The 23,551-nt window shown below is 52.8% G+C and carries 18 protein-coding genes; 8 read left to right on the top strand and 10 right to left on the bottom strand.

Annotated features, from left to right (window positions below):
* The first annotated feature begins 179 nt into the window (after positions 1 to 179).
* The 5 genes from GEOB_RS08645 (at position 180) to GEOB_RS08625 (ending at position 9,118) form a co-directional block, all read left to right on the top strand.
* Positions 180 to 644 (top strand): hypothetical protein, encoded by a 465-nt coding sequence (locus GEOB_RS08645; protein WP_012646825.1) that lies wholly within the window; start codon positions 180 to 182, stop codon positions 642 to 644.
* Positions 645 to 674: 30 nt separating this feature from the next.
* The gene (locus GEOB_RS08640) at positions 675 to 4,124 is read left to right on the top strand and encodes a PKD domain-containing protein (RefSeq protein ID WP_012646824.1); all 3,450 of its coding nucleotides are present in this window, start codon (positions 675 to 677) and stop codon (positions 4,122 to 4,124) included.
* 467 nt (positions 4,125 to 4,591) lie between these two features.
* Entirely contained in the window at positions 4,592 to 4,999 is a 408-nt protein-coding gene (locus tag GEOB_RS08635; protein WP_012646823.1) for a hypothetical protein, read from the top strand.
* Positions 5,000 to 5,017: 18 nt separating this feature from the next.
* Positions 5,018 to 8,035, top strand: coding sequence for a PKD domain-containing protein (locus GEOB_RS08630; protein ID WP_012646822.1), 3,018 nt, complete (start codon positions 5,018 to 5,020; stop codon positions 8,033 to 8,035).
* Positions 8,036 to 8,221: 186 nt separating this feature from the next.
* Entirely contained in the window at positions 8,222 to 9,118 is an 897-nt protein-coding gene (locus tag GEOB_RS08625; RefSeq protein WP_012646821.1) for a LysR family transcriptional regulator, read from the top strand.
* 19 nt (positions 9,119 to 9,137) lie between these two features.
* On the opposite strand, the gene GEOB_RS08620 is transcribed toward GEOB_RS08625, so the two are convergent.
* Positions 9,138 to 9,362: a hypothetical protein gene (locus tag GEOB_RS08620; protein WP_012646820.1), complete on the bottom strand. Its 225-nt coding sequence runs from the start codon at positions 9,360 to 9,362 to the stop codon at positions 9,138 to 9,140.
* A 115-nt stretch (positions 9,363 to 9,477) separates the two neighbouring features.
* Entirely contained in the window at positions 9,478 to 10,014 is a 537-nt protein-coding gene (locus tag GEOB_RS08615) for a hypothetical protein (RefSeq protein ID WP_012646819.1), read from the bottom strand.
* A 208-nt stretch (positions 10,015 to 10,222) separates the two neighbouring features.
* On the opposite strand from GEOB_RS08615, the gene GEOB_RS08610 reads away from it, so the two are divergent.
* Both GEOB_RS08610 and GEOB_RS08605 read left to right on the top strand, forming a co-directional pair.
* Positions 10,223 to 10,513 (top strand): toxin-antitoxin system TumE family protein, encoded by a 291-nt coding sequence (locus tag GEOB_RS08610; protein WP_195892567.1) that lies wholly within the window; start codon positions 10,223 to 10,225, stop codon positions 10,511 to 10,513.
* A complete protein-coding gene (locus GEOB_RS08605; RefSeq protein ID WP_012646817.1) occupies positions 10,510 to 10,881 on the top strand; it encodes an HVO_A0114 family putative DNA-binding protein in 372 nt (123 codons plus the stop codon). Before GEOB_RS08610 ends, GEOB_RS08605 begins: the two co-directional genes overlap by 4 nt.
* Positions 10,882 to 10,971: 90 nt before the next feature.
* Here the strand turns inward: GEOB_RS08605 and GEOB_RS08600 are convergent, their stop codons facing one another.
* The 3 genes from GEOB_RS08600 to GEOB_RS08585 form a co-directional block, all read right to left on the bottom strand.
* Positions 10,972 to 11,463: a hypothetical protein gene (locus GEOB_RS08600; RefSeq protein ID WP_012646816.1), complete on the bottom strand. Its 492-nt coding sequence runs from the start codon at positions 11,461 to 11,463 to the stop codon at positions 10,972 to 10,974.
* Positions 11,464 to 11,679: 216 nt separating this feature from the next.
* Complete coding sequence (locus tag GEOB_RS08595; RefSeq protein WP_012646814.1) at positions 11,680 to 13,386, bottom strand: M3 family oligoendopeptidase; 1,707 nt, start codon at positions 13,384 to 13,386, stop codon at positions 11,680 to 11,682.
* 188 nt (positions 13,387 to 13,574) lie between these two features.
* Complete coding sequence (locus GEOB_RS08585) at positions 13,575 to 16,814, bottom strand: nSTAND1 domain-containing NTPase (protein WP_012646813.1); 3,240 nt, start codon at positions 16,812 to 16,814, stop codon at positions 13,575 to 13,577.
* Between the two features lie 342 nt (positions 16,815 to 17,156).
* Between GEOB_RS08585 and GEOB_RS08580 the strand changes: the two genes are divergently transcribed.
* Positions 17,157 to 17,666: a Kazal-type serine protease inhibitor family protein gene (locus GEOB_RS08580; RefSeq protein ID WP_012646812.1), complete on the top strand. Its 510-nt coding sequence runs from the start codon at positions 17,157 to 17,159 to the stop codon at positions 17,664 to 17,666.
* Between the two features lie 130 nt (positions 17,667 to 17,796).
* Here GEOB_RS08580 and GEOB_RS08575 read toward each other — a convergent pair whose 3' ends face one another.
* From GEOB_RS08575 to GEOB_RS08555, 5 genes are all read right to left on the bottom strand, one after another.
* On the bottom strand, positions 17,797 to 19,557 hold the full coding sequence (locus GEOB_RS08575) for a cytochrome c3 family protein (RefSeq protein WP_012646811.1): 1,761 nt from the start codon (positions 19,555 to 19,557) through the stop codon (positions 17,797 to 17,799).
* Between the two features lie 102 nt (positions 19,558 to 19,659).
* The gene (locus tag GEOB_RS08570) at positions 19,660 to 20,898 is read right to left on the bottom strand and encodes a type II toxin-antitoxin system HipA family toxin (RefSeq protein ID WP_012646810.1); all 1,239 of its coding nucleotides are present in this window, start codon (positions 20,896 to 20,898) and stop codon (positions 19,660 to 19,662) included.
* Positions 20,895 to 21,167, bottom strand: a complete 273-nt coding sequence (locus tag GEOB_RS08565) for a helix-turn-helix domain-containing protein (RefSeq protein WP_012646809.1) — start codon at positions 21,165 to 21,167, stop codon at positions 20,895 to 20,897. The genes GEOB_RS08570 and GEOB_RS08565 overlap by 4 nt, the downstream gene beginning before the upstream one ends.
* 253 nt (positions 21,168 to 21,420) lie before the next feature.
* Positions 21,421 to 21,984, bottom strand: a complete 564-nt coding sequence (locus tag GEOB_RS08560) for an isochorismatase family protein (protein WP_012646808.1) — start codon at positions 21,982 to 21,984, stop codon at positions 21,421 to 21,423.
* A gap of 82 nt (positions 21,985 to 22,066) precedes the next feature.
* Complete coding sequence (locus GEOB_RS08555) at positions 22,067 to 23,509, bottom strand: sigma-54-dependent transcriptional regulator (protein WP_012646807.1); 1,443 nt, start codon at positions 23,507 to 23,509, stop codon at positions 22,067 to 22,069.
* Positions 23,510 to 23,551: the final 42 nt, after the last annotated feature.

The raw sequence follows: 23,551 nt of genomic DNA, 5'->3' as shown, positions 1-23,551 counted from the left end.
TTATCTAAATAAAGGTATACATAATGCAATCTAATAAGCGCGCTTTCAGCAATATACCGTTTGGCCTTTAAAAGGGTAGCTCTCCCCGGGTGCGGCATCCCCCAATGCCGGACAATCAGGGAAGCAGAGATGCAATCTTCATAGAGATTGCGAAACAGACAAAAAGAAAGGAAGGTAACATGAAGAAGCGAATTAAAGGCTCTCTGCCACTGGTGGCCGCGGTCGGTGTCACATTCACCGGCCTGTGGCTCTCCATGGGCACAGGTCTCGCAGCTCATCCACCTATTGAGCTGAAGACTTATGACGAAGTGGCAGTACAGTATGGCGTACCATTTTCAGTAGATGCAAAGGGCAATAAGGTACCCGCAGGCCCCATGCCGGTCATGGTCGGTGGCAATCCCCAGAACCCGATGCAGGGCTTTCCTTACAGTCCCAAGGCCACATGCGGATCCTGCCACAACGGCACGACGGTCGCCCCGTCGTCTGGTAAAATATTGAAGAGCTATGAAGCCCTGGCCGACCATGCTTTCCATTCAGCCTTAGGCGCCAATGAATGGAATGATTCTCCCACCGGCGGCTTCGATACCACCGTCAACCGGCAGAAGCCATGGAACCAGACCAAGGCCATGTGGGGTAAGTGGTGAAGCCCCTCTCTTCGCCAGGTGGCGAATTTAATGCGGCAAACTGATGGTAAAGATCTGACCTACCCTAATTCTGATCTATTTTTGTATGGCGATACAACACCAGGCAGCAAATTTACAAAAGTGGACCTCTCCGTCTGGGACATGGCCACCAACTGTGGCAGTTGTCACGTTGGGGGCGGCTTGGTGGAAAAAGACCGCAATGGCCTTCGCCTCGCGCAACGGGGGCTGGGTGACCAAACCATTAACCCGTATCTGAACACCGTATATGAATCCTGGGATCCCAAATCAGGGGCCCCTACCAGCAGCGTTATCCGCGCACCGTGGAGCTATCCCGCCACGACTGATAGCAAATCACCGGCACTGGGTGGTGCAAATGCGATGATCGCGCCCAATGGATGGGGCAGTGTTGCCATGAACCAGGGTGGAACAGCAGATGGCGAGCCGTATATCCAGAACGGCCAGCTGATGATGCCCAACGTGCGGGAAATGGATTGTCTCTTCTGCCACTTCCAGGGCTACAACAACGTAATGAGCTCTGTCTTTGCCCAGATGGGCATTCTCAATGCAGCACCCATGGCCGGGGCGGGCCTCATGGACCTCATGCCCGGCAGTCAGACACAGGGTGGCTACAATGCCGCCATGGTCGATCTGGGTCCCAAAGATGCCAATGGCATGCAGACGGTCAGCCTGAAGCAGTCGGTGGTGGATAACATCAAGCGCCTGCCTCCCAGCGCCAACTGCCAGCAGTGCCACAGCCCGAACAATATGAAGGATCTGCCCGACATGATGAACGGCTTCCTCTCCTCGGCGCCAATGATCCTCAATACCAACGCGAATAATCCGATGGTAGGGCCAACCGGCCTGATCATGCCCGCTTATGACTTCAATTCGCCATGGCTGCCCAATACCGTCAAATCTCCGCTCGTTGACGCCACCAATCTGTACAGCTACATGGTGAAAGGGCTGCTTGCCGCCCAGGGTTCCACCGTCTACAACAGAACGACCGTCAACGGCATGACCTCCTTCGGCGGCGACAACCAGGGTGGCAGCGGCCCCATCTTCTATGAGGCCCCCGTTACCGATATCGGACTCACGGCAGATTACCCCGGGCAACAGAACCAGAACGTCCTGAAGAAATCGGTCGTTCCCTTCCCGCGGGCAGACTGGTTCAAGCGTGGGGACGCATGGCAGGCCGGTCAGGATGTCCACACCCAGTTCGGCTGCGCCGGTTGCCACATGGACACCAACAGCTCCAATTCCGACAAGAATCAATGCGACCCGGGGCGTGGTTTCGACGGTTCCGGCACCATTGAGGACGGTTCACAGATAGGAACCAAGATCGATACACGCAACACCGTCAAACGGTGTGAAAGCTGCCATGTTACCGGCACCAATCCGGACGGCAACAGCGTTGACAACCTTAATGCGCCGGATGCCACAGCAGCACATCAGAAAGCGGGTCTGACCGCCATGATCGCCAGGGCCATGGGCCCCGACGGCAGCGGTGGACAGAAATTCATTCCGGGCAGCCATCTGGACGTCATCGACTGCACCGTCTGCCACGTACAGAAGAAGAGCATGGCTGTTCGCGCCCTGGATTGCACCAGCGGCAACCGCTACCCGACCATGGTCGGCTTCGATTACAGCAAAGGCATGATGGGCATGTTCGAAGATCCTGCCACTGAAGCTGCAAACGAAGGGGCAAGACAGCAGTACAACTTCATGAATTCCATGATCAATACCAACTGCGGCTACACTTCATCGAGCGGTCCCGGCACCATCTGCACGGCTACCGGCCAGCCCGGTCCCGGCTTCCAGGCCGAGATCCCGACAGGTACCCACGTGATCGGCGGCGCGCTCCAGGAATGGCTGCCGCTTAGAACCTGGTCCAAGGTCGGCAATGGTCTCAAGACCAGCCCCAATTTCAGGCGCAAGATTTACCTGACCAACACCATTGTTTCGGCACTGTTCAACAACGATGAAAACACCGCCGTTGACGCTAACGGTGACGGTGTCAACGGACAGATTCTGACCGTTGGTGATGCCAATTCCACACAGGGCTTTGGCGAGCCCATTTTCGACCCGTGGATCCAGCGCGACCTGAAGGCCGGGATTAATTTTGCCCCCGGAGGTTTTGCTCCTATTCCGGTCGGTTTCGGCAATGCAGGTGATGGTGTAACCGGCGGAAAGTACCAGAGCGCCTACAACGCCGACGGCTCATTCACCGGCGCCTGGAAGTATGTCGGGGTCTACGGCGGCAACGCCATCTTCACCACCCCTGACGAAATCAGGGACTATAAGACCTACCGAACCAGCATCAAAGATAAGCCCGGTCAATCGGGTAGATCCTGGGAAGGCACCCGGCTTGATTACATCGGCGGCCTTTACCAGGTGACCCATGGGGTCAAGGGCGTCGCCCAGTATGCGCTGGGTAAGCCCCGCGCCTTCGATGCCTCCGGCAAGGTTACCGTCTACGGCTGCAGCGACTGTCATGCAACCTCCCAAAACTTCTTTGACGGGGGCTTCAACATGACCGGCACCGCCATCCCCGCCGACGCCACCTGGACACCGGCCCCCAGCATCATCCCTGCAACCGCCTCAACCATGATGCAGAGGCCGGCGGTATTCATCCCGACCATCAAGGCCTACAAGGGTGATCTCCGTACCGGCACCGAACTCTTCAACAAGCTCGGTCAGCCACGGAGCGTTGCTTTTGAGGAAGAGGTCGTTGAAAACAGCATTGCCTATACCCGGACGAAGGACCTGGATCGTGGCGAGACCCTCTACCCCGATGCTGACGGATATTTCAAGGCAGACGGCACATCCCCCGGTGGAACCGGAGCAAATGGGTCCTACACACGTAGCCAGTGGCTGAGCTACCTGCTCAGCATCGGTGACAATGTTGCGGCCCTGGGCATAGGCGCAGATCCGGTAGCGAAGTTCTCTGACGCCTTCCCCGATGCCGATCCCAACACGGCGGGTAACCAGCTGCTGGTCAACACCCCGTACACATTGGCAGCCGACACCAGCGTCAACACCAATGGGACCTTTACCTACAGCATGGCCATAACCGACGGTACCACGGCCAGCGCCTCTTCCATCAGCAAGACCTTCACCAGCACCGGTAACTGGACTGTTTCGCTAAAGGTAACCGATGAGGAAGGAAAAACTGCCACGGCAACAAAATCGTTTTATGTGGTCAATCCACCGGCGACCGGCATGACCATTTCCCCCGCCACCGCCACACGAGGGGTTGCCGGTACCTATACCTTCGCCAACCTCAAGGACCACGACAGCCTGAAGATATTCTGGGCTGACGGGACTTCAACCGTCCTGGCCAATGTGGGGGGAACCGGCAGTTCGGCAACTGCGCCCCATACCTATGGCACCACCGGCATCAAGAAGCTCACCGTCCTTGTCTACAAGAGTGGCGTGCTGGTGGACACGAAGTACAACTACATAACCGTTACCCTGCAGTAAAGAGAAAGGAAGCGTCACCGCTGCAAAAGGCCCGGGGATTCCCCGGGCCTTATTAATTACAGGCAAAACCACCAGGATTACCGGTGCTATAACCATGGAACATCCTAACTGGGGCATATCCCCCACATTTTCACCCACCTCCTGTTTTGGCCTTTCCCAATCTGCAGGCTGTTTGCTTCTAAAAATTCTGCAACGCCCCCAACAACGACAAAATTATAAGTTCAAGCAATGGATTCATAAGAAATATTACGACGCATCAACCACTCTTCTGGATTAATTCCTGCTTATATGGCAGCAGTTGCTTTCTTGTTCCGTTTGGCTCAAGTGCCCGCATCCTGTCCCCCAACGGGAGCGGGAATCATTTTCCGGAAGGAGGACCCGATTTTCAGAATGGTTGAAAAGTGAAAACAATTCTGAACCCGGCAACAGGTTACTGAAACCGGAATCACAAAAGGAGATCCAAGATAATGAAGAGAACGATCAACTCATCCATGGGCAGATTCAGGCTCGGGCTGATTTCCGGTGCAGTATTGCTGGTTGCCGGAACAGCTGCGGCCTACAACCCTGCCCATAACAACATTCTGTTACGCGATGCAGGAAGCAATATTATCGCCCCCGGCAGCACCAAGGCATTCAGTATGAAGAACACCTGTGGAGCCTGCCACAATGGTTCAACTATTGCCCCATCCACAGGCAAGGCACTGCAAAGCTACGACCAGATCGAGCGGCACAGCTACCATGCCCAGCTGGCAGCCAACGAGCAAAGGGGCTGGAACAGCTGGAATCCTGATGATTCAAAAGACCCTGTAGTCAGCGGCGCCGGCCCCCAGGGCAAGAACTGGGTCCAGGGCCCCGGCCATGTGGGGGCGTGGTGACCACCCTCTGCTCGCCAGTTGGCGAGATTATTTCAGGATGGTGCCGGCACCACCTATGATGCAACAAATGCCATTTTCAAAAAAGTCCCGTTCAGCACCTATACCCCATTCAATTATGCCGACGCAATTCTGTTCAAGCAGAAGGTCGACAACTCCATGGCCGGTTCCATGCGGGACTGCGGCGAATGCCATGTGGGGGGCGGCGCCAACGAGTATGTCCCCAACAAGAGCCCTGAAACCCGAACTTCCCTGCGCGATTATGTCTTCGGTGCAGCAGTTACGGCCTTCAACTATTTTATTGACAGCTATGGCACCAGGGGAGATGGCTTCAACACCGACGGTAGTCCTGCCAGCTTCGAGCCTACCGTCAACGATTACAGCCAGACCGGGGTCCTGGAAATGGACTGCCTCATGTGCCATCTGAAGGATTATTCCTGGGAGGAGCGCAAGAAGGCAGTTCGTACCGGCAAGTTTGATGCCTCCCGTGTAACCGGCGCCCATCTGGGCACTGCATCTGCCACGGACGGCATTAATGTCACCTATGACGCGACCAGGGTTGTGGCCAATGGCGATGCTACCGCCCTGAAGCTGGCAAGCACCGTTACCGCCAACATTCTGTCGACACCCGATTCCAACAACTGCGTCAGCTGCCATATGGCAGAGCACGCCGTCGATTGGAAAAAGCGGGGCGACTCTTGGCGAAGCGATTCCGAGATCCATTACAGCATAGGCTGCATGGGCTGCCACAAGCGCAAGGACGCCGACTACTCCAAAGTGGGGACTTCCGGCTTCAGTGGTCTCAAGGGCACCTATGGCTTTAACAATATCAGTGCCGCCAGTCCGGGGGACGACTCCAAGAAACTGGGACAGTGCGATCCTGCCAAGGGCAACGCTCCTTACGGGTCTCTGTGGAACGGCACGGACAACGGCACGAAGAACTGCGCCGGCTGCCATATCTATGGCGGCGACTATGATCCGACGACACAAAGTGTAATAACCTACGACACCCTCAACGCACCGAACCCGACAGCATCGCACCAGGCAAAAGGGCTGACGGCGAAGATCGTCCAACAGGGCGGCACCATGAACGGCGTAGCCAATGCCAGCCACATCGACCTCATGGCTTGCGAAGCCTGCCACTCCCGCAAAGGAAACTTCACCGGCGGCGCCATGGTTGACGGCACCGGTACCGATGCAGAAGGACGCCTTGCCGACCATGAAAACGAGAATGTAACGCGCCAGAACATGACCAACAACAACTTCATGTCCTGGCAGGGGACCAAACTCTACGCCGCAAACCTTTCCACGTCAGCCTTCTGGAGAGACAAGAATGACGTCAACTTCGACGCCAACAACGACGGCCGGGGGGGTGGCATGGATGCACTGCTCCAGACCCACGTGGCCAAAATAAACAGAGCCAACACCTACAGCCAGGGACCGAGAAGTGGACAGCCACTGGTGGCACTGACACAGCTCGGCACTGTTACAGCAGCTGATATTACCGATCATCTCAGCGCCATTGATCGTGACCTTGAATATCAGCTGGGCCTCAAAGCATCTCCCGGGTCGACATCGGACAACACCAAAACCCATGTGACCAGGCTTTCCTTCATGGGGGTCACCTTCAAAACCAACCATGACATCTCCCCGGCGGCTAAGGCCTGGGGTGCAGGTGGTTGTGCCGATTGCCACAAGGGTTCAACCAGTAATACAATTGCAGGAACTGCAGGCGACACCGCTGCCGGAGGCTTCTACAACGGCAAGTTCATGGTCAAGGGTGATACCCTTAATATCTCCTGGACCGCCGGCACACAGGTGACACCGTTTGCCTCCGTTAACGGTTCGACCCAGCCTTCCGACTTCCACCCTGGCGTCAAGGAGAAAAGCGGTGTCCGCTCAATCGCCGTTCAATTCGCCTCCAATGGGACGACCATCCGCGACATCGACAGAAGCGAAGGGTTGTATGAAAATGCCTTCAAGACACGCAACACTGCCTTCAACAACAGCATCACCGGCACCGCCATCACCTTCCCGGCACCTACCAGCACCAGTACCACAAGCCAGGGCTGGCTGTTGAAGATCGAGACGAAGAATGCTGCGGGAGATGTGGTAGCCCGTACCAAACAGGTATCTGCACTGGTTACTGACATGACAGGCCTGTTGACCAACCTGGGTACTTCCTTTACCGGCACCTGGGACGGCACCGCTTACACCGGTGGCCAGCCGGAATTCGGCATCAGGGTCAACGCTGCCGGCACCGGTCTACTCATCGAAGCACGTCCCGGTTACACTATCCGCCTGCATCCACAGAGTGACGTCGGACCACTGGGCCTGGCAGGATCTTTGTGGGTAGACAAGACATACACTGGCGCAGCCACTGATCTGACCGGGGTAGCCATTGCTACAAATGACAGGAAAACATGGGTTGCCTACCTGAACAGCTTCGGCGACCCGGCACAGCAGACAAAAGTAGGGATAGGGGTTAATCCGGTGGCCCAATTCTCCGCAGCCTTCCCCGATGCAGATCCCAACACGGCGGGCAACCAGCTGCTGGTCAACGCCCCGTACACATTGGCAGCCGACACCAGCGTCAACACCAATGGGACTTTTACCTACAGCATGACCATAACCGACGGTACCACGGCCAGCGCCTCTTCCATCAGCAAGACCTTCACCAGCACCGGCAACTGGACTGTTTCGCTAAAGGTAACCGATGAGGAAGGAAAAACTGCCACGGCAACAAAATCGTTTTATGTGGTCAATCCACCGGCGACCGGAATGACCATTTCCCCCACCACCGCCACACGAGGGGTTGCCAATACCTATACCTTCGCCAACCTCAAGGACCACGACAGCCTGAAGATATTCTGGGCTGACGGTACTTCAACCGTCCTGGCCAATGTGGGGGGAACCGGCAGTTCGGCAACTGCGCCCCATACCTATGGCACCACCGGCATCAAGAAGCTCACCGTCCTTGTCTACAAAGGTGGCGTGCTGGTGGACACGAAATACAACTACATAACCGTAACCCTGTAACTCATTTTCAAGTACAACAGCGGGAAAAGTGCCCGGGAGAGTTTTCTCCCGGGCTTTTCCAGCAATTAGTGCAAGGACTTATTCATCAGGCAGGAGCAATAATACGGTTTGATATATTTGTAATTTTGAATACAATGTGACGTTCTTTGTTTGGCAGATGTTCGCCGGAGGAATACAGGAGAGACAATGGAGACCCAATACCTGAAGACTTTGCACACGGTTGTCAAGACAGGTAGTTTTTCCCTGGCGGCAAGCGATCTTTGCATCACCCAATCGGCCGTCTCACAGCGAATAAAGTTCTTGGAGGAGCGCTATGGATTGTCGCTGGTCGATCGCTCCGGCCAAAGCGTTACCCCTACCGAGGCAGGGCGGATTGTTTTGCAAAAGACAGAACAGATCCTGCTGCTGGAAAAAGAGCTGGAAGCAGAATTGAACAGTCTTGGCAGAAAAAGCAGGCTGGCATTCTGTTGTACCCCAACCTTCGGCATCGTTTACCTGCCAAAGGTCCTGAACAAATTCTTCCTCTCCAACTCTGACGATCTTGATTTCAAATTTGTCCTGAATCCCCCCGAACAGTCATTGAAGGGGCTCCTCTCCAACGAATTCCACATGGCGGTGATCGAACATTGCAACCCGGTGGAAGCAGCCGATGTGGTCACCATGCCCCTGCCTCCCGATGACCTGGTTTTCATATCGTCACCGTCTTTGGCCATCCCCACCGAATTATCCCTGGAAGAGCTCCTGCAGCAGCGGCTGATCGCCCGCCGTGAGGGGTGCAGTTCCCGTCACTTGCTGCAAAAGAATCTAGCGGAGCATGGCAGGAGCATCGATGACTTCAAGGGGATCATCATGCACGATGACCTGCACCTGACCATTCAGACGGTTCTGGCGGGAAGCGGCATCGCCTTTGTGTCCCGCAGCCTGGTCAAGGACCAGATCCAACGGGGGCAGCTCCATGAGCACATGGTCAAAGGCTTCAACTGCACCCGCTACCGCACCATCATCTTCAAACGCCGCCACAGTGAAAACCCCACCCTCATCGATTTCGTCAGTCATATTAAGGCGGTATTGCCAGGTTGTTGAAAAACGTCTGTACAACCTGCTAATGACGCGAACGCCAGGCAGCGATCCCGCTCAGGATCAAAAGCCAAACGCCATAACCCAGCCCGAGCAATACACCGGCGATAACCCAAAATCCTGCATCGGCCGTCTCGGTACTTGCCTTGATCAACACCCACCCCACGGGCAGATACCGATCCATGTGAGGCCCGACCCATGGCGTGAGCAACGCCGCAACAAGAGCCAGCCACCAGCGATGTATCGACATTGGATTTCCTTTGGGTTGTGGTTGCTCATACGTTTAACCGGGTTGTGGATGACCTGTGAGTGACCGAAACAGGGTCCATTCGTTCGTTGTTAAAGATTCATTTTCGTCGTAGGCTTCAATCCATCCCATAGTTCTCGTTGGTGCATTTGATCCCTATGGGCGGAATGCTCTCAAACTTACCAGTGCCGCGGTTCGCTCTCCAGGCCCGATGAATTTTAGAAAGAAACTCCTGATCTCTTTCCTCTTCCACAATGGCGACAATTTCTGAGTCAATCACGCCGTTAAGAAAACACTGACCGATTTCCAGGGTTTCATTGATCGTGAAGGATGGCAGCACAAGAACATCGAGTATCATCCAGTGTGCTTTCTTTGAAACGCGATGAGTCATCACATCAAACCACACCATTTGGGTACTCCCCTTTTTCACATGGGTGATTCCGAATTCTTTCCCATTCATTGCGTCGATTAGAGCGGCTCTTTGCAATGCATATCCTTCAGGCAAACCCGGTCCGTACCTAAGGCCCACAAGGTTTGACGCCGCCTCTGCTTCTTTTGGAATTGAAGACGCCCAGCAAATGGCGGGTAATAGCATCAACAAAATCCAAATAAGAAAGATTGGGCTAACTTGCATTTTGATTTTAGTAATCCTCATAGCATTTTCCCCCTCAGTTATTAGTTTCGTCATAATCGGTTAGGAGGCACCCCCGGTTTTTTAATGCCACTGGGCAGAAAAGTAGCCTACCCCCTTTTCTCTCGCAGAGTATACATATCAGGTCGTTTAATATCGCCCGCCTTTGGAAAGGTTACATTGCAAATTTGTTATGTTGCACCAGCACCACATATTGCATATAATGCAATACATGGACGCTACGCTGGTATATGCAAAAAAGGACAAATATCCTTCCGGCCTCATCATAGAAGCCGTGATATGGCAGTTGCCGAAACCGAGCCTTGAGCGGCCTCATGGCTTTAAATATCGCCTTTACTGCGGAAGAAATGGTGACTGCATCGTCCGCTACGACAATGAGTCCGGCAAAGGAGATCATATCCACTACGGTTCAAGGGAACAGCCCTATCACTTCAGCTCCTTCGGACAGCTTGTCCAGGATTTCTATGCCGACATTGAGCGGCTGACAGGAGAAAAACCATGACTAAAGCAATCATTGGCATATCCAGTTTCAAGGAAACTGCCGGCGAACTCCATGCTCTCGCGGCTGCCATGGATAGCGGCAAGGAACTTGCTCCCGCCGATTATCGTCTTAACTTTGCCACCGCGGCTCAACTGTTCGCCGAATTGACACCGAAGCGCATGGAGCTTCTTGATACCCTGAAGAGAACAGGACCGCAGTCTGTCTATCGACTAGCGAAAACCCTGGGGCGCAATTACAGCAACGTCCACTCTTCCGTCGCCAGATTGATTGAGCTTGGTCTCATTGCCAAGGACGAGGAAAATAATGTTTTGGTACCGTGGGATGATATAGAGATACATATTGCACTCTCCGGCTCCAAAGCTGCGTAATTATTGGAGGAGGCATATGGGGTTGCGTCTCCGAAACTCAAAATTGGAATTTGGAAACGCGACCCTCTTTTTTCCTCGCAGGCAATGTCTTTATTTCAGCAGAGCAACAAGGAGAGATGCCAGGGCGGATATAACGGCGACGATGATTGCTGTTGTAACGGTACGGGCGTGGCTCTTATTGTTTTCCCGCATTTCAACCACAAACTGTGATTCCTGCTTTTCGAGGGACACCATTTGCGTCAGGAGAGTCATTAACAATCCGATCTCCTCGGGGGTCATCGGTTCGGAAACATTGTCACCGGAGACCGGGTCCTTTTTTCTGCGCGCATAGCGGAGATGCACCGTGAAGAGCCTCTCACCGTTTTTACGGTTTGTGGATTCCCGAAAAAAACAGGGAAAAGCAGCCAATACCCGCTCTACCTCCGCTGGAGGCATGGCAAGGCTTCCCCCTATTTCCGAAGGAGTTCTCGACTGCCACTTCTCGTGGGAGCCCAGATGGGTGATCAAGGCACACAGCATCTGGAAATCGTCGGTAAAGGGAGTTGCCGGCTTTGTTTTCTCCGAAGAAGCTTTCATCTGCATAGCGCCTCCTCCGTTGTTTGCAATTGCTTGATTACCTTCGTAATGAACGAACTAAGTTCTCTCCCCTGGGCCACTCAGATAGATCTTGGAAATCCCGGCACCTGAAGCCTGACAACCATCCAATATTCTCTGAACCACGGTATCCGTGTTCATCTGTTTCCTTGGGCTCGCGACAATGCCTACTACATCCATTGATCGATCCTCTATTCTTGCGTTTCATAAGTGCGCGGAATCAAGTTCTTCTATCGTCCGTTCGATAAGATCGACCGAGCGTTTGAGTGTGGCGGCATCAAAAGAGAATTTGGCGCCGGCTGCCGCGAATAACTCGGGCAGGGTGACCGTTGCACCCAGGGAGAGTGCTTTGCGGTAGGCTTTGACCGCCCCCGGGTAATCCGCCAGTGAATTAGCCCAGATTTGCGACGCGCCAAGCTGTGCCAGCCCGTATTCTACATAATAGAACGGCCAAAGGTAGATATGTTGGATACTTTGCCAGCACGCTGCTTTGTACTGTTCCAGATCACTCCAATCCAATCCCACCATGTAGCGATCATAGAGTTCGCTCCATTTTTCGCTGACCCTGACTGGGTCGCTCGCCAAGTGATGGTTTTCATAAATCCAGTGCTGGAGGGCATCTGCCACGGCCATACTCGGCCAGGAAAGCAGGTGGGTTTCAAGATCTTTGATGCGTGCTTGAGCAGCTTCGGCTGCTGTGTACATGCCGCTCTCCATCAAGTAGCGCCCCCCCAAAAGTTCCATAGCCATTGAAGCTACTTCATTGAATTCCGCTGGCGAGTATTTGATATTGTGGAACAGATCAGTCCCGGCGGTTTCAAAGACGTGGAAGCTGTGCCCGCCTTCATGCAGCAAGGTATTCACATCGGCATGCGTACCGACCGAATTCATAAAAATGAATGGTCGGTGCGCCACCGGGAACATCGTGCAGTAGCCGCCTGGAGCTTTGTTCTTGCGGTTTTCCAGATCGAGCAGGCCTTCGGTCAACATCGTTTGATAGCGGTCGCCAAAATCCGGGTCAACCTTGTCGAAAATCCTTTTCATTCCCCGGTTCAACTCATCCATCGTTTTGAATGGGCGGATGGGGTCCAATCCATTGGAGTCAGCTTCCGTATCCCATGGACGCAGAGTCGCCACGTCCAGTATTTTCCGCCTTCGCTCGCGGATGCGCGCTGTTGCTGGGACGACCACTTCTTCGATGGCACGGTGGAAAGATTTGGCGTCTTCGGGGGTATAGTCAAAACGTCGCTTGTTTTGCCACTGGTAGGCCCGGTAGTCGGCTTTGCCCGCATTGCGCGCAACCTGTCGGCGAATTTCCATCAGCTTTATCCAGATTTCGCCCAGCGCTTCAAAGTCCGCATACTGGCGTTCGAGCACCATCCGCATGGCTGTTTCGCGCGTGGCGCGGTCCTTCTCCAGTTGCAACGGGTACATTTGAGCAACGGTTCGCTCTTCGTTCGCCCATTCGATCGTTTGCGCAGCCCTGATTTTGTTGTATTCCAGCCCAGTCTTTTCTTCTTCGGAGCGTAGCGGCAGGTTCTCCTCGCGAAACAAATCGGCTTCGGCACGCATATTCCGCAAAGCAATCCTCAAGTTTTTTGGCTCCAGCTTGCTATCGAGAATTTTTTTATTCAGGCCGTTTTCGGCTTCCTCGATCTTGGGAAAAATCGTGTCCAGAAAGTTTGAATAAAGCCTTTTGCCTTCTTCATCCGCCGTGTTGACCCACGTGCGCACCACCAGCCGGGTCGGAATTTCGTAAACACGTCGGGTCAGATCCGACCAATCCTTCAACCAGGCATCCACATTGCCAGTGTTCAATTCAAAAGCTTGCAACTTTTGATAATGGGGCTCTATTTCGGCCCAGGTCCATTTCAGCAATGTTTCTGTCTCGACAAGGTAGATTTTTTTCATGGTCTCTTATAGATCTTTCGGTTTTCCGAGAAGGACCGTGACTACTTGCATTACAAATAGAGAATAGCTAAGAACTGCCACCAACAATTGACTGGAGGAGGCATATGGGGTTGCGTCTCCAAAACTCAAAATTAGAATTTGAAGATGCGACCCCCTTGTTTCCCCTCTTTCGTTCGTTCTCTTGGAGATCATTTTCTTTGCTCACGTTCATACGCCATCATCTGCTCCTCCCATTCCTTCCTCTGCGCAATGGCAAGCCGCTTTGCCTCTTCCTCTCCATACTTATTGATAGAGAAGCTCTTCACTATGTGATCCCCAGGGCGAGGTGCTCCAAAAGCTATCCAGGAATCGTACCCTTCGCTTTTGTTTGAACGCTTGGATTTTCTTACCCCTACAATGCCAGATGTGTTTCGTTTAGAAGCCAAACCTGAAAGCTCTGAACGAGTATATGGACGTAAGTTTGCATCCAACTCCAAAACGTTAAGCCGTGCAATCGCGGTTTCATAGGCCTCCCTGATCCCGCCAGATCCCATATCTGAGAAAAACTCGTTGATGTTGTTACCTCGTCGCCTGATTCTAATCTCCCACCCATGAGTATTAGTGCGAGCAATATCAATTCTGGTGACGCCCCTAACTTTAGGGAAGTGTTCTTCAATGTAGTGTTTGATTTGCTCGTAGGAAACACCTTCAAATGGATGTGACGGCTTTGACGGCACAGGCGGGGTAGTGCCTTTTCGCGTTGAATGAAGCGGCCGGGAAATCCTTTTATGTGTGGTAACGGAAACCCTGCTTTTTGCAATGATGCCAAGTTCCTTAGCCCATCTGATTAACATTTTCAGTTTCCATTTCAAGGTCTCCTCTGAATATCCACCTGCCAGCTGCTGGAAAGCCACCAATGCTGGTTGGCCAGTCCTAACTGCCTCCCAGACCGGGTTGAAGCATTCCTTCGTAATCGCTTCTTTTACCAGAGTTCTAAATTCTTCCCCGGTTGCGGAAGTTGGGCAATTGTTTATAAGCCATCCGCCATTTCTTAGGTCAGTCAGGGTGGTGCGGTCCTTTATTTCAGCAATTGGCACCCCGTTTTGCAGGGAGACAAGCGCCTGCTCCACAGATTTTAAATTTGCGCAGTTCGGCAAGAATATATAAGAAGATTGGTGTTGTGAGTATGCACCTCTTCTTCCTAGCGTTGGAGTGGCAATCATATTGCCGAGGTTCTCGATTTGCGTGGCACGAGCTTCGACAGGCTGCACTAAATATGAGTCATTCGTAAATTGAAGCAGCTTGGTTTCAGTCATCCATGCCCGCAAGATAGCTGCATAGATGGCCCAGGTCTTTGGTGCTGCTTCTATAAACGGAAATTGTTCTTGCAGATAATCGGTCAACCTGTCGCTAGGAAATCGGCCATCTTGGGATATGTGTCTAATCAGGCGAGAGACGATCTCATTTTCCAGCAATTGGCGTCTGATGTATTCGCCAAGGCGGCCGCGATTGTATATGTCTTTGACGGTTTGCGGTATGCACCATCTGTCGCCATCGGCCACTATCAGGTTAAAACTTCGGAGCTCCCTGACGATATTGAAAACGCTACCTTGGGTCTTTTTCAGGATTTTTGCCAGCTCTTCCGAAGTAAAGGGATCTTTTTCGAATGAATCGTGGAATGCTGCTAAAACAGTGCTCGGAGGTTGCCTGTAGATGCACAAGTAACTGAACTCCGGCAGCTTGTTGTATTTTAGGTATTCTTTGAAAACATCATTGTAGGTGTCATAGGTAGCCCCGGTTAGACGCAGCAGTCGTGAGCGGGTTAATTTGTCCAAAATTTTTGGTAGTAACGGGTCTTCATCAAACTGTCTTTGCAGTTGGTTGTAATCTGCAGGCAAGCGACTGGCAATTCGGGCAATATAATCCCTTTCGATCTCATCTAGCCCCTCCAACTCCTCATCAAACAGGTCATCCAGCCTCAAGCCTGTTGCGAAAAGCTCTTTTTGCGATACCCCCTTATTCACGAGGCGCACAATGTGCGCCATAGTCCGTTTCAACAGCCATGGGAAACCTTGTGCGAATTCGAGAACATAGGCTCTTACGTCACTTCCGATCTGTTTTGTATGTTCACGACAAATTTCACGGATAAGCTGTATAGCTTCATCTTTTGTAAAATCCTTCAGTTCGAACGACTTGGACGTTGCATTCAACTTGTCCAGAGTTATCTTCGTATCGTCATAAGTCGTCAATTGATCGTTCTTGCGGGCAATGAGAATGTAAAGCCCATTTCCGATGCGCGAGAAGGCGTCGAAAACGTTTTCATAAGCATGAAAAACTTCGGGATTGTGAAATGTTGACTCAAACTGATCCACGAAAAACAGCTTCAGGGCGGCCGTGTTTGATGCAGAAAATGCTTGAATTTGCGATTCAAGCTCCTTGAAGTCGTGTGCCAATCGCTCCGATTGAGTAAACCTCTGGACTACAGCAAAAACATCAAGAACTGACTTGATATCACGGGCATCATGAATTTCGGTAATATTGCCAAGCGTCGAATACAAGCTTTCTATGTAGGCTAACACCGAGCTTTTACCAACGCCGGAGCGGCTTTTAATTTGAATGATGTTTGGCGTTTGTCGCTGGTTCAACAGCGAAAAAACTTTATCAACAAACTTCTGCCTGCCAACAAAGTATTGAGGGCTTGCCGGAAGCCAATAGTCTGTCCATTCTGCACCAAGCGTTAATCCAAAGGGAATACTGCGTTCCTGTTCAGCCGTAACACTTTTAGACTGTTTCTTGGGAAGAATGGGCTGCAACGACTGGAGTGACTGATCTGCTTCGCGGACGGCACTTATGAAGGTGGTGTCGTCAATCTGATGTCCATGTTCGTCAAAAATAGTAAAATATGCCGGTGTGCCCGAACTGTGGGCACGTGCGATCACAATTATAAAAATGCCGGTATCGGTGGTAAGAATACTGCTGGTGATCGGAGTGTAGCCTGCCCTGTCAATTACTTTTGACAGTCCTATAAATGTCGGTAGTTTCAGCGCAGCTTCAATGGCTGCGTATAACTCCCTACCATTTTTTGTGGTGATACCGTAATTTTTAACTGTCGAAAAATAATCTTCGGCATCAGGGGTGAGCGACGATGTTGATAGGAATATTCCATGAACGCGATTTTGGAATAAACCAAGCGGTACGAGCTTCCCGACAAATGAACTGAGTTCCTTTCCTTTGATCGGGTTTTCATATGCCTTAGCTTCCCCTATGACGTGCTGGCCGGTAATAACGTTCTTGCCTTCAATATCATATTCGAGACTGTTCTTCTTCCTCCGTAGCTCTACCTCGAAACCTGTTGAGAGCAAATATTGTTGCAGTAAGCTCTCAAACAAAGTTCCTTTATAATAACTGACATTATCTACACCCTGCTGACTGTGATAAAAGGAGAACATAGCCTATCCTTATAAGTGAATTAATATTTCTGCCTAGATATTGAACGCTTAGTGCCCGGTATGCTCTTTTGCTGCTTATCCGCTGCCTCTAAAGGCAAATCTCCCCATCTTGCAACTGCCGGTCGCCTGCAGCGCATGCTAATCACTACACCAAATATGTACGCAGCTCAATGGGAAAAATTAAAAAGAACCGCAACAGCCCAAGTAGCCAGCGCAATTGATCTCAAAGTCCCTCCGCACACGGCACACAAATAAAGCTCCACAGATCTATTGATCTCCCCAAAATAAAAGCTATAAAGATATTTAACTAAACTCCGCTACAAATGGCATAAAGGAGGGAACATGACAGGAATAGTGAGAAGGCTGTGGGTAGTGATGGTAACGGTTTGCCTGTTTGCCGCTGCAGTACCGCTGTGTGCAGCCGGTGCCACAACGTGTTACTTCAAAAGCGAATGTGGAGCGGGCAACTATTGTTCCAAGCCTGCGGGGACCTGCGGTGGGCCGGGGACATGCGCGGCCATGCCGCAGATGTGCATTACCATGTGGAATCCGGTCTGCGGTTGCGACAATCGCACCTATGGGAACAGTTGTGAAGCAAGCAGGGCCGGTGTTGCGGTGGCGGGTGCAAACGAATGCAGCCTGTACGAGGTTTACGCCAATGCCCCGGAGGGGGGCACTGTTTACATGCGCAATGTCAATTACGGCGAGACCTTCACTGCCGATCTTCCCAAATCGATTACGCTCTTGGGAGGTTTCGATACCGGTTCCCAGACAGTGACTGGCACTTCTACCTTTTATGCCATGGTTGTCTCTGACGGCACCGTGGACGTGGGAAATATTATCCTGCAATAGCAGACACAGAAGGATTTTGAATAGAAAAGCCCGGGAGAAGCATGTCTCCCGGGCTTTGTCACACCTATTGCGTTAAGCAGTGCTGCCGCACCAGCTTGGACTGCTTATTGGACGCTCCCCTTTAATTAGCCTACTTGTGCACGATCCCATCTTCCCGCAGCCTGGGAAGGTTGCCTTTCGTCCGGTCGTAGTTCACCCGGTCTTTAAGGGCGGGCAGGGAGAAATCCCCCGGCACTGCCCAGATCTCCTTCAGATAGAACCATGGCGCAAATGCGGATAGAGTATACCCCTTCTCAAGGATTATCGGTTCGTCTGCTTTTATCCCTTTTATGTAAAGGCCTGTTTTATCCGCGATCACCGTGTGGGACCCACTGAATGGGGCAGCACCGGGATCGGAATAATCCCATGAAACCTTCTGCAACTGCCTGCCTGCCGAGTCTTCATGGCATGAATCACAGCTGCGGGCTTTTCCCAGCTTATGGGACATCTTGTCGATCTGAAGCCAGGTCAGCGCCTTGTTGTTCTCAGGCAAGCCACCATGGAGGCCGGTGTAAGCCCATGCATCGTCGGTCCGCTGCAGATCCGGCAATGTGGCGGGAAAACGCCACTGCAGCCCCGGCTTGTAGGGTGACTGCTTCTGGTTCATGACGGCCATGGGGAAAGGCTTGACGGGAATCCATCTCCCTTTCTGGTCCTTGATCAGAATCGGCTCCTGCATGATGCCGTAATAGGCCTTGTATTTCAGAAAAGCAGTCTCGGCCCCCCCTATTTTGCCGGGTCCCCAGTAGGTGCCCTGGTAACCAGCCACCTGCTGAATATGGCAGGCTTCACAGGACAGGTTTTTATGCACAGAGGCGACGTGGCTCTTTACGGCCTTGGAATGACAACGGGGGCAGGCATCATAGGCCTGGCGTTTGACCATGCCATGGCCAAGGGACTTGTTGGTTTTTGTGCTTTCATGGCAATCGAGACAACCCACATTGGCGGCAACATGAACATCGGGTTTGTTCCCCTCGGGGAAAGAGAATGATCCGCCAAAGTAGCCGGCTCCGCGCCGCCTGTCCTCGGGACCGGCATGACAGATGGAAGCACGACCGTTGCCGTAGCAGCTCTGGGATGTGGGGGTTTTGACAAAGCTATGGGCACCAATTGCCGGGAATTTCGCGTTCCGCGGCTGCGGATTGAAATGGCAATCAAGGCAGCCGACATGACAGGTATTGCAGGCCCTCTGGTTGATGGCATACCCATCTTTGGGTATGGCAGTCATGGTATTGGCCTGTATCTCCGCGTAATTGCCGTCGAACCAGGTTCCGCAATTGTGGGGACCGCGATCTTTGTCGATCCAGCTTTTGTACTGGGTTTGTTTGGCGTTGGTCCCCATGGTGCTTCTGCTGAATTCCTCAAACTGTTGTGGGTGACAAGTTCCACAGGTCTTTTTGAGAGTGACGAAGTCCTGGGTGAGATTGTCGGTCCTTTTATCATGCCATGAGAGGGCGACAACATTGGCATCCTTGATACTTTTGCCGTCCTTTTCAGTTGTTACATAGATCTTGTTCATCTCATTACTGCCGTATTCCAAAGGGGCATTGCGGGGGGTAATATCCGCGGTCAAGCCCTTCTTCCGTACCCGTATGAGGCGGGCCAAGCCCTGGTGCGCTTCATCCTTGCTTGCCCCATCCGGATTTCCCAAATGACACTGGCTGCAAGTGGCCGGCATGTGGCTCTGCTGTTCCACGTCCTGCTGGGTTATGGTGAATGCCTGAGCTCCCAATTCGAGCATCCTCGTTGGGTTCTCATGGCAGTTGCGGCAGCTGTCGTTGCCTGTGGTACCCAATGCTGTAAATGGCAACAGGGTCGCAAATAGTACAAAGACGGTGATAATGGGATTCATAGACCCTCCATATGACATAATATTCGTTTATATAAATTTTTAGATACATAAACAACAATTTTTGTTCCTTAACGCTGCACAGGGGCACTCCCAGTTGCTCGCTCAGGATGCCAAAGCTCTTACTTTCCCGGTGCGTTCTGCAATGATTTTCAGAATCGCATCTATAATCGGGGCCGGACCCGCTGTTTTCCTAAACTCCTCTGCCACGGCCATAGCCAGCGGTTCGCAAGCCATTGCCAACTCTCGGAATGCTGACCTGACAGCACGGACATTGATGCCTGTTTCAGCGGCAAAATGCTGCAGGTCAGTCTGCTGAAGATATCGCGGATCTTTTTGCCCCCCCATTTTCATGGCAAATTTGTTGTTCACCCGCGGGTATACGGCCGTACTGATGAGGTCGTAAAATGGCGCCAGCCTTATGGTCCCCCCGGCATACAGGAAAGACAGGTTTTTTGCGTGGGCATCGGCATTGCCAATAAGGAAATTGAACAAGGCCCAATTCAGCAGATTTCCAGTATCGAGCAGCGGCTCATCGCTCCACTCCTCGACAAGCCTGAAACAGGCCTGAAATCCAGGGCCACCCTCCTTCTCGTACTTATTAAGCCTCGGTGGAACTCCCAATGCTTGACAGAAGTCCTCCTGATGCAACCGCATCACAGCGCCATCGATCTTTTTCCTGTCATAGCGCTCAATCATGTAGACCTGCCGGCCGGCAATGGAGGCAAGCCTGGCCATAGGTACCGGCAGGCCTATTCTCGCTGCCAGCGTCATGCAGAAGGCCTCGTTAACGACTGTGTCATCCAGTTTTTCTATGGGTGTCTTGATAATATGGGACGACGGACAGTCACCCTCTGGAACGAAGAAGCCGGTACCATCGAAATAAATAGGCACCTTGTTCTGGGCACCGGGCAGAGACAGGCGCACATTTTCCTCACCTGCAAAGGGAAAGACCGGCAGATTGTCAAGATGTAGGGCAAGCTCCTCTTCGGAAATGGGCCTGTAGGTCCCTCCTTTACCTGGGGTTCCGTCGGGTCGCAGGGATATTGCACCGATGCAATCGCCCCCTGCGGCTTCCAAAAGAGCATAGACGTTTTCGCCCGAAATTCCCAGTTGCCGGGCCAGGTAGTCCCTCATGGCACCTTCGGGCAAGAGGTTGGCAAAAAAGGCATGGGTCTCTTCATGTCCAAATGACGCCGCTCGAATAGGCAAATGACGGGAAAGGGGAAGCGAACCGCTTGTTGAGAAGTAGGATGGGGCATAGGTGAAAGTGAGACTGTCTCCCCTTTGCACCAGTTCGCCCACGCAGCTGTCCTGCAGGAACACCAACAGTTTCCGGCTCATTTATCCCCCCTGAGAGGGTTTCGGGAACGGGGAAACACGTATACTTCAAGGCCCAGCTTTCGTAAAATCTGCAGGGTCTTGCCCAGTTCAGCGGTTTCTTTGCCGTTCTCCAGCTGGGATAAAAATTTCGTTCCCACTCCCGACATGCCGGCGGCGGTTTCCTGACGAACGCCGATTTCCTTTCTTTTCATCCGGATAATCCTGCCAATATCTCGGGATGTGGAAACTTTACCGTAATTGGTAGCCGGATCCGCTTCATCGGTGGCCATCTCAGCCTCCTTCCTGATGACATGCTTCTTGTCCTAAAAAAATTTCCCGTACGGACATACTATAGCCTAGTCATATATAAAGACAACAAAGATTTCCGTACTGACATAATTTTCAATACAAAGCGGGATGAACCATAAATTTGTCCATACGAACATGCTTATAAAGGTACCCATGCATGCCTGTGTAAACCCCGGGAAATAAAAAAGCCCAGGTGATCCCCGGGCTTTTTGTGATGAAAAAATATGGCAGCGCTTACCGAACCAGCTTGGACAGCTTCTTGAAGGCATCCGTTCCGGCCACCCGCAACAGTTGGAAGAGGACGGCCTCGGTGGAGGTGATGACCGCTCCGGCGGCGGCGGCAGCGTCCACACCCACTTGCCAGTTATCCTTTTTGCGGCTCATGACCGCATCTTTCACCAAGTGCACATAAAACCCTGCATCGAGGAGCTCCAGCACCGTCTGCAGGACGCAGACATGGGTCTCCATGCCGGTAATGATGATCTGCTTGCGGCCGGTCTTCCTGACCGCATCGGTGAAATTATGGTCACCGCAGCAACTGAAGGTCATTTTTTCCAATGCCGGCGAACACAGCTTCTCCTTCAGCTCAGGCAGGGTTTCCCCAAGCCCCTTCACGTACTGCTCGGTGGCAAAGACCGGGAGGCTGAGCTCGGCGGCCGCTTCCTGGAGGATGGATACATTGGCGCAAAGCTTGGCCAGCACCTTGTCGTCCATGGCCTTGCACAGCTTTTCCTGCACATCGATCACCACCAGTACCGCATTACCGCTGTCGAGAAAAAACTTTTCCTTCACGCCCATATCCCCCCCTTTAATTAGACAAGTCACCAATAACCAATCACCAAGCACCAATCACTGCCTTAAGTCACCAATCACTGAAGTTTCAGTCCTTCTTCACCTCGATCCCCAGTTCAGTAATCTTCTTGCGCAGGGTATTGCGGTTGATGCCGAGAATATCTGCGGCACGCACCTGATTGCCCCGGGTTTTTTCCAGGACAAAACGGATAAGTGGCCGCTCCACCTGCTCCAGCACCATGGTGTAGACGTCGCCGCTCTCCATCTTTTCCATGTTGGTAAAGGAGCCGCGCAGCTTGATATCGACGATTCCTTCAAGTGAGAGATCTTCGCTCTGCACCGGTTCTCCACCCTTCTGCACCCGCAGGCCGGAGAAATCGGCAGCTGTCAGCAGTGGATCGACAGAGAGGATAACGGCCCGCTTGATGGTATTTTCCAGTTCCCTGACATTGCCGGGCCAGTTGTAGGAGGTAAGAAGGCGAATAGCATCGGGTGAACAGGTCTTGACCGGGACTTCCAGTTCGGCACAGACCTTTGCCAGGAAATAGTCCACCAGGAGCGGGATGTCCTCGCTCCGCTCACGTAGCGGCACCAGGTGCAGGGGGATGACATTGAGGCGATAGAAGAGATCTTCCCGGAACTGCTTCTTCCGCACCATTTCCTCCAGATCCTGGTTGGTCGCCGCCACTACCCGTACATCTACGGAAATGGTCTGGCTACCGCCGGTCCTGGTGACCTCTTTTTCCTGGAGAACGCGCAGGATCTTCGACTGCAGGTCGAAGGGCATGTCGCCGATCTCATCGAGAAAAATAGTGCCGTTGTTGGCCTGCTCGAACTTGCCCAGCTTCCGCTCGACGGCGCCGGTGAATGCCCCCTTTTCAAAGCCGAACAGCTCGCTCTCCAGGAGTTCCTTGGGAATGGCAGCGCAGTTGAGGGCAACGAACGGCTTGCCGAGGCGCTTGGAGTTGAAGTGAATGGCCCGGGCAATGAGCTCCTTGCCGGTTCCCGATTCGCCCTGGACAAGGACGGTCACGTCGCTGGGAGCCACCTTGCCGATGGTCTTGTAGATCTCCCGCATGGCAGGGGAATTGCCGATGATGGTTTTTTCCAGCTGGTAACGGTCCTTCAGCTCCTCCTTGAGCAGGGTCACCTGGGTGGTCATCTCCCTAGCCCGGTTCACCTTCTCGACAATGGCGTCGATGACATCCAGGTCGAAGGGCTTGGTCAGGTAGTCATAGGCGCCCCGCTTCATGGCCTCCACGGCGTTCTTCATGCTCGCCTCGGCTGTCATGATCACCACCAGAAGGTCGCTCTTCAGCTCCCGCACCCGGTCCAGCAGTTCCAGCCCGGAAAGGCCGGGCATCTTGATATCGAGAATCGCCAGATCATAGCTGTGCATCTTGATGTTGCGCAGGGCCTCGTCGCCATCCTTGGCCAGGTCCACGTTGAACCCTTTTTTCTTCAGGGCCTTGGACAGGACCCAGCGCATGCTCTCTTCGTCGTCGGCGACTAGAATGTTGTTGATCGGCATAAAAACCTCAGTTCGATGTTCGAAGTTCGACGTTCGATGTTG

This window comes from Geotalea daltonii FRC-32 (assembly GCF_000022265.1).
Lineage (GTDB): Bacteria > Desulfobacterota > Desulfuromonadia > Geobacterales > Geobacteraceae > Geotalea > Geotalea daltonii.
This window is presented reverse-complemented; position numbering and strand designations above follow the sequence as displayed.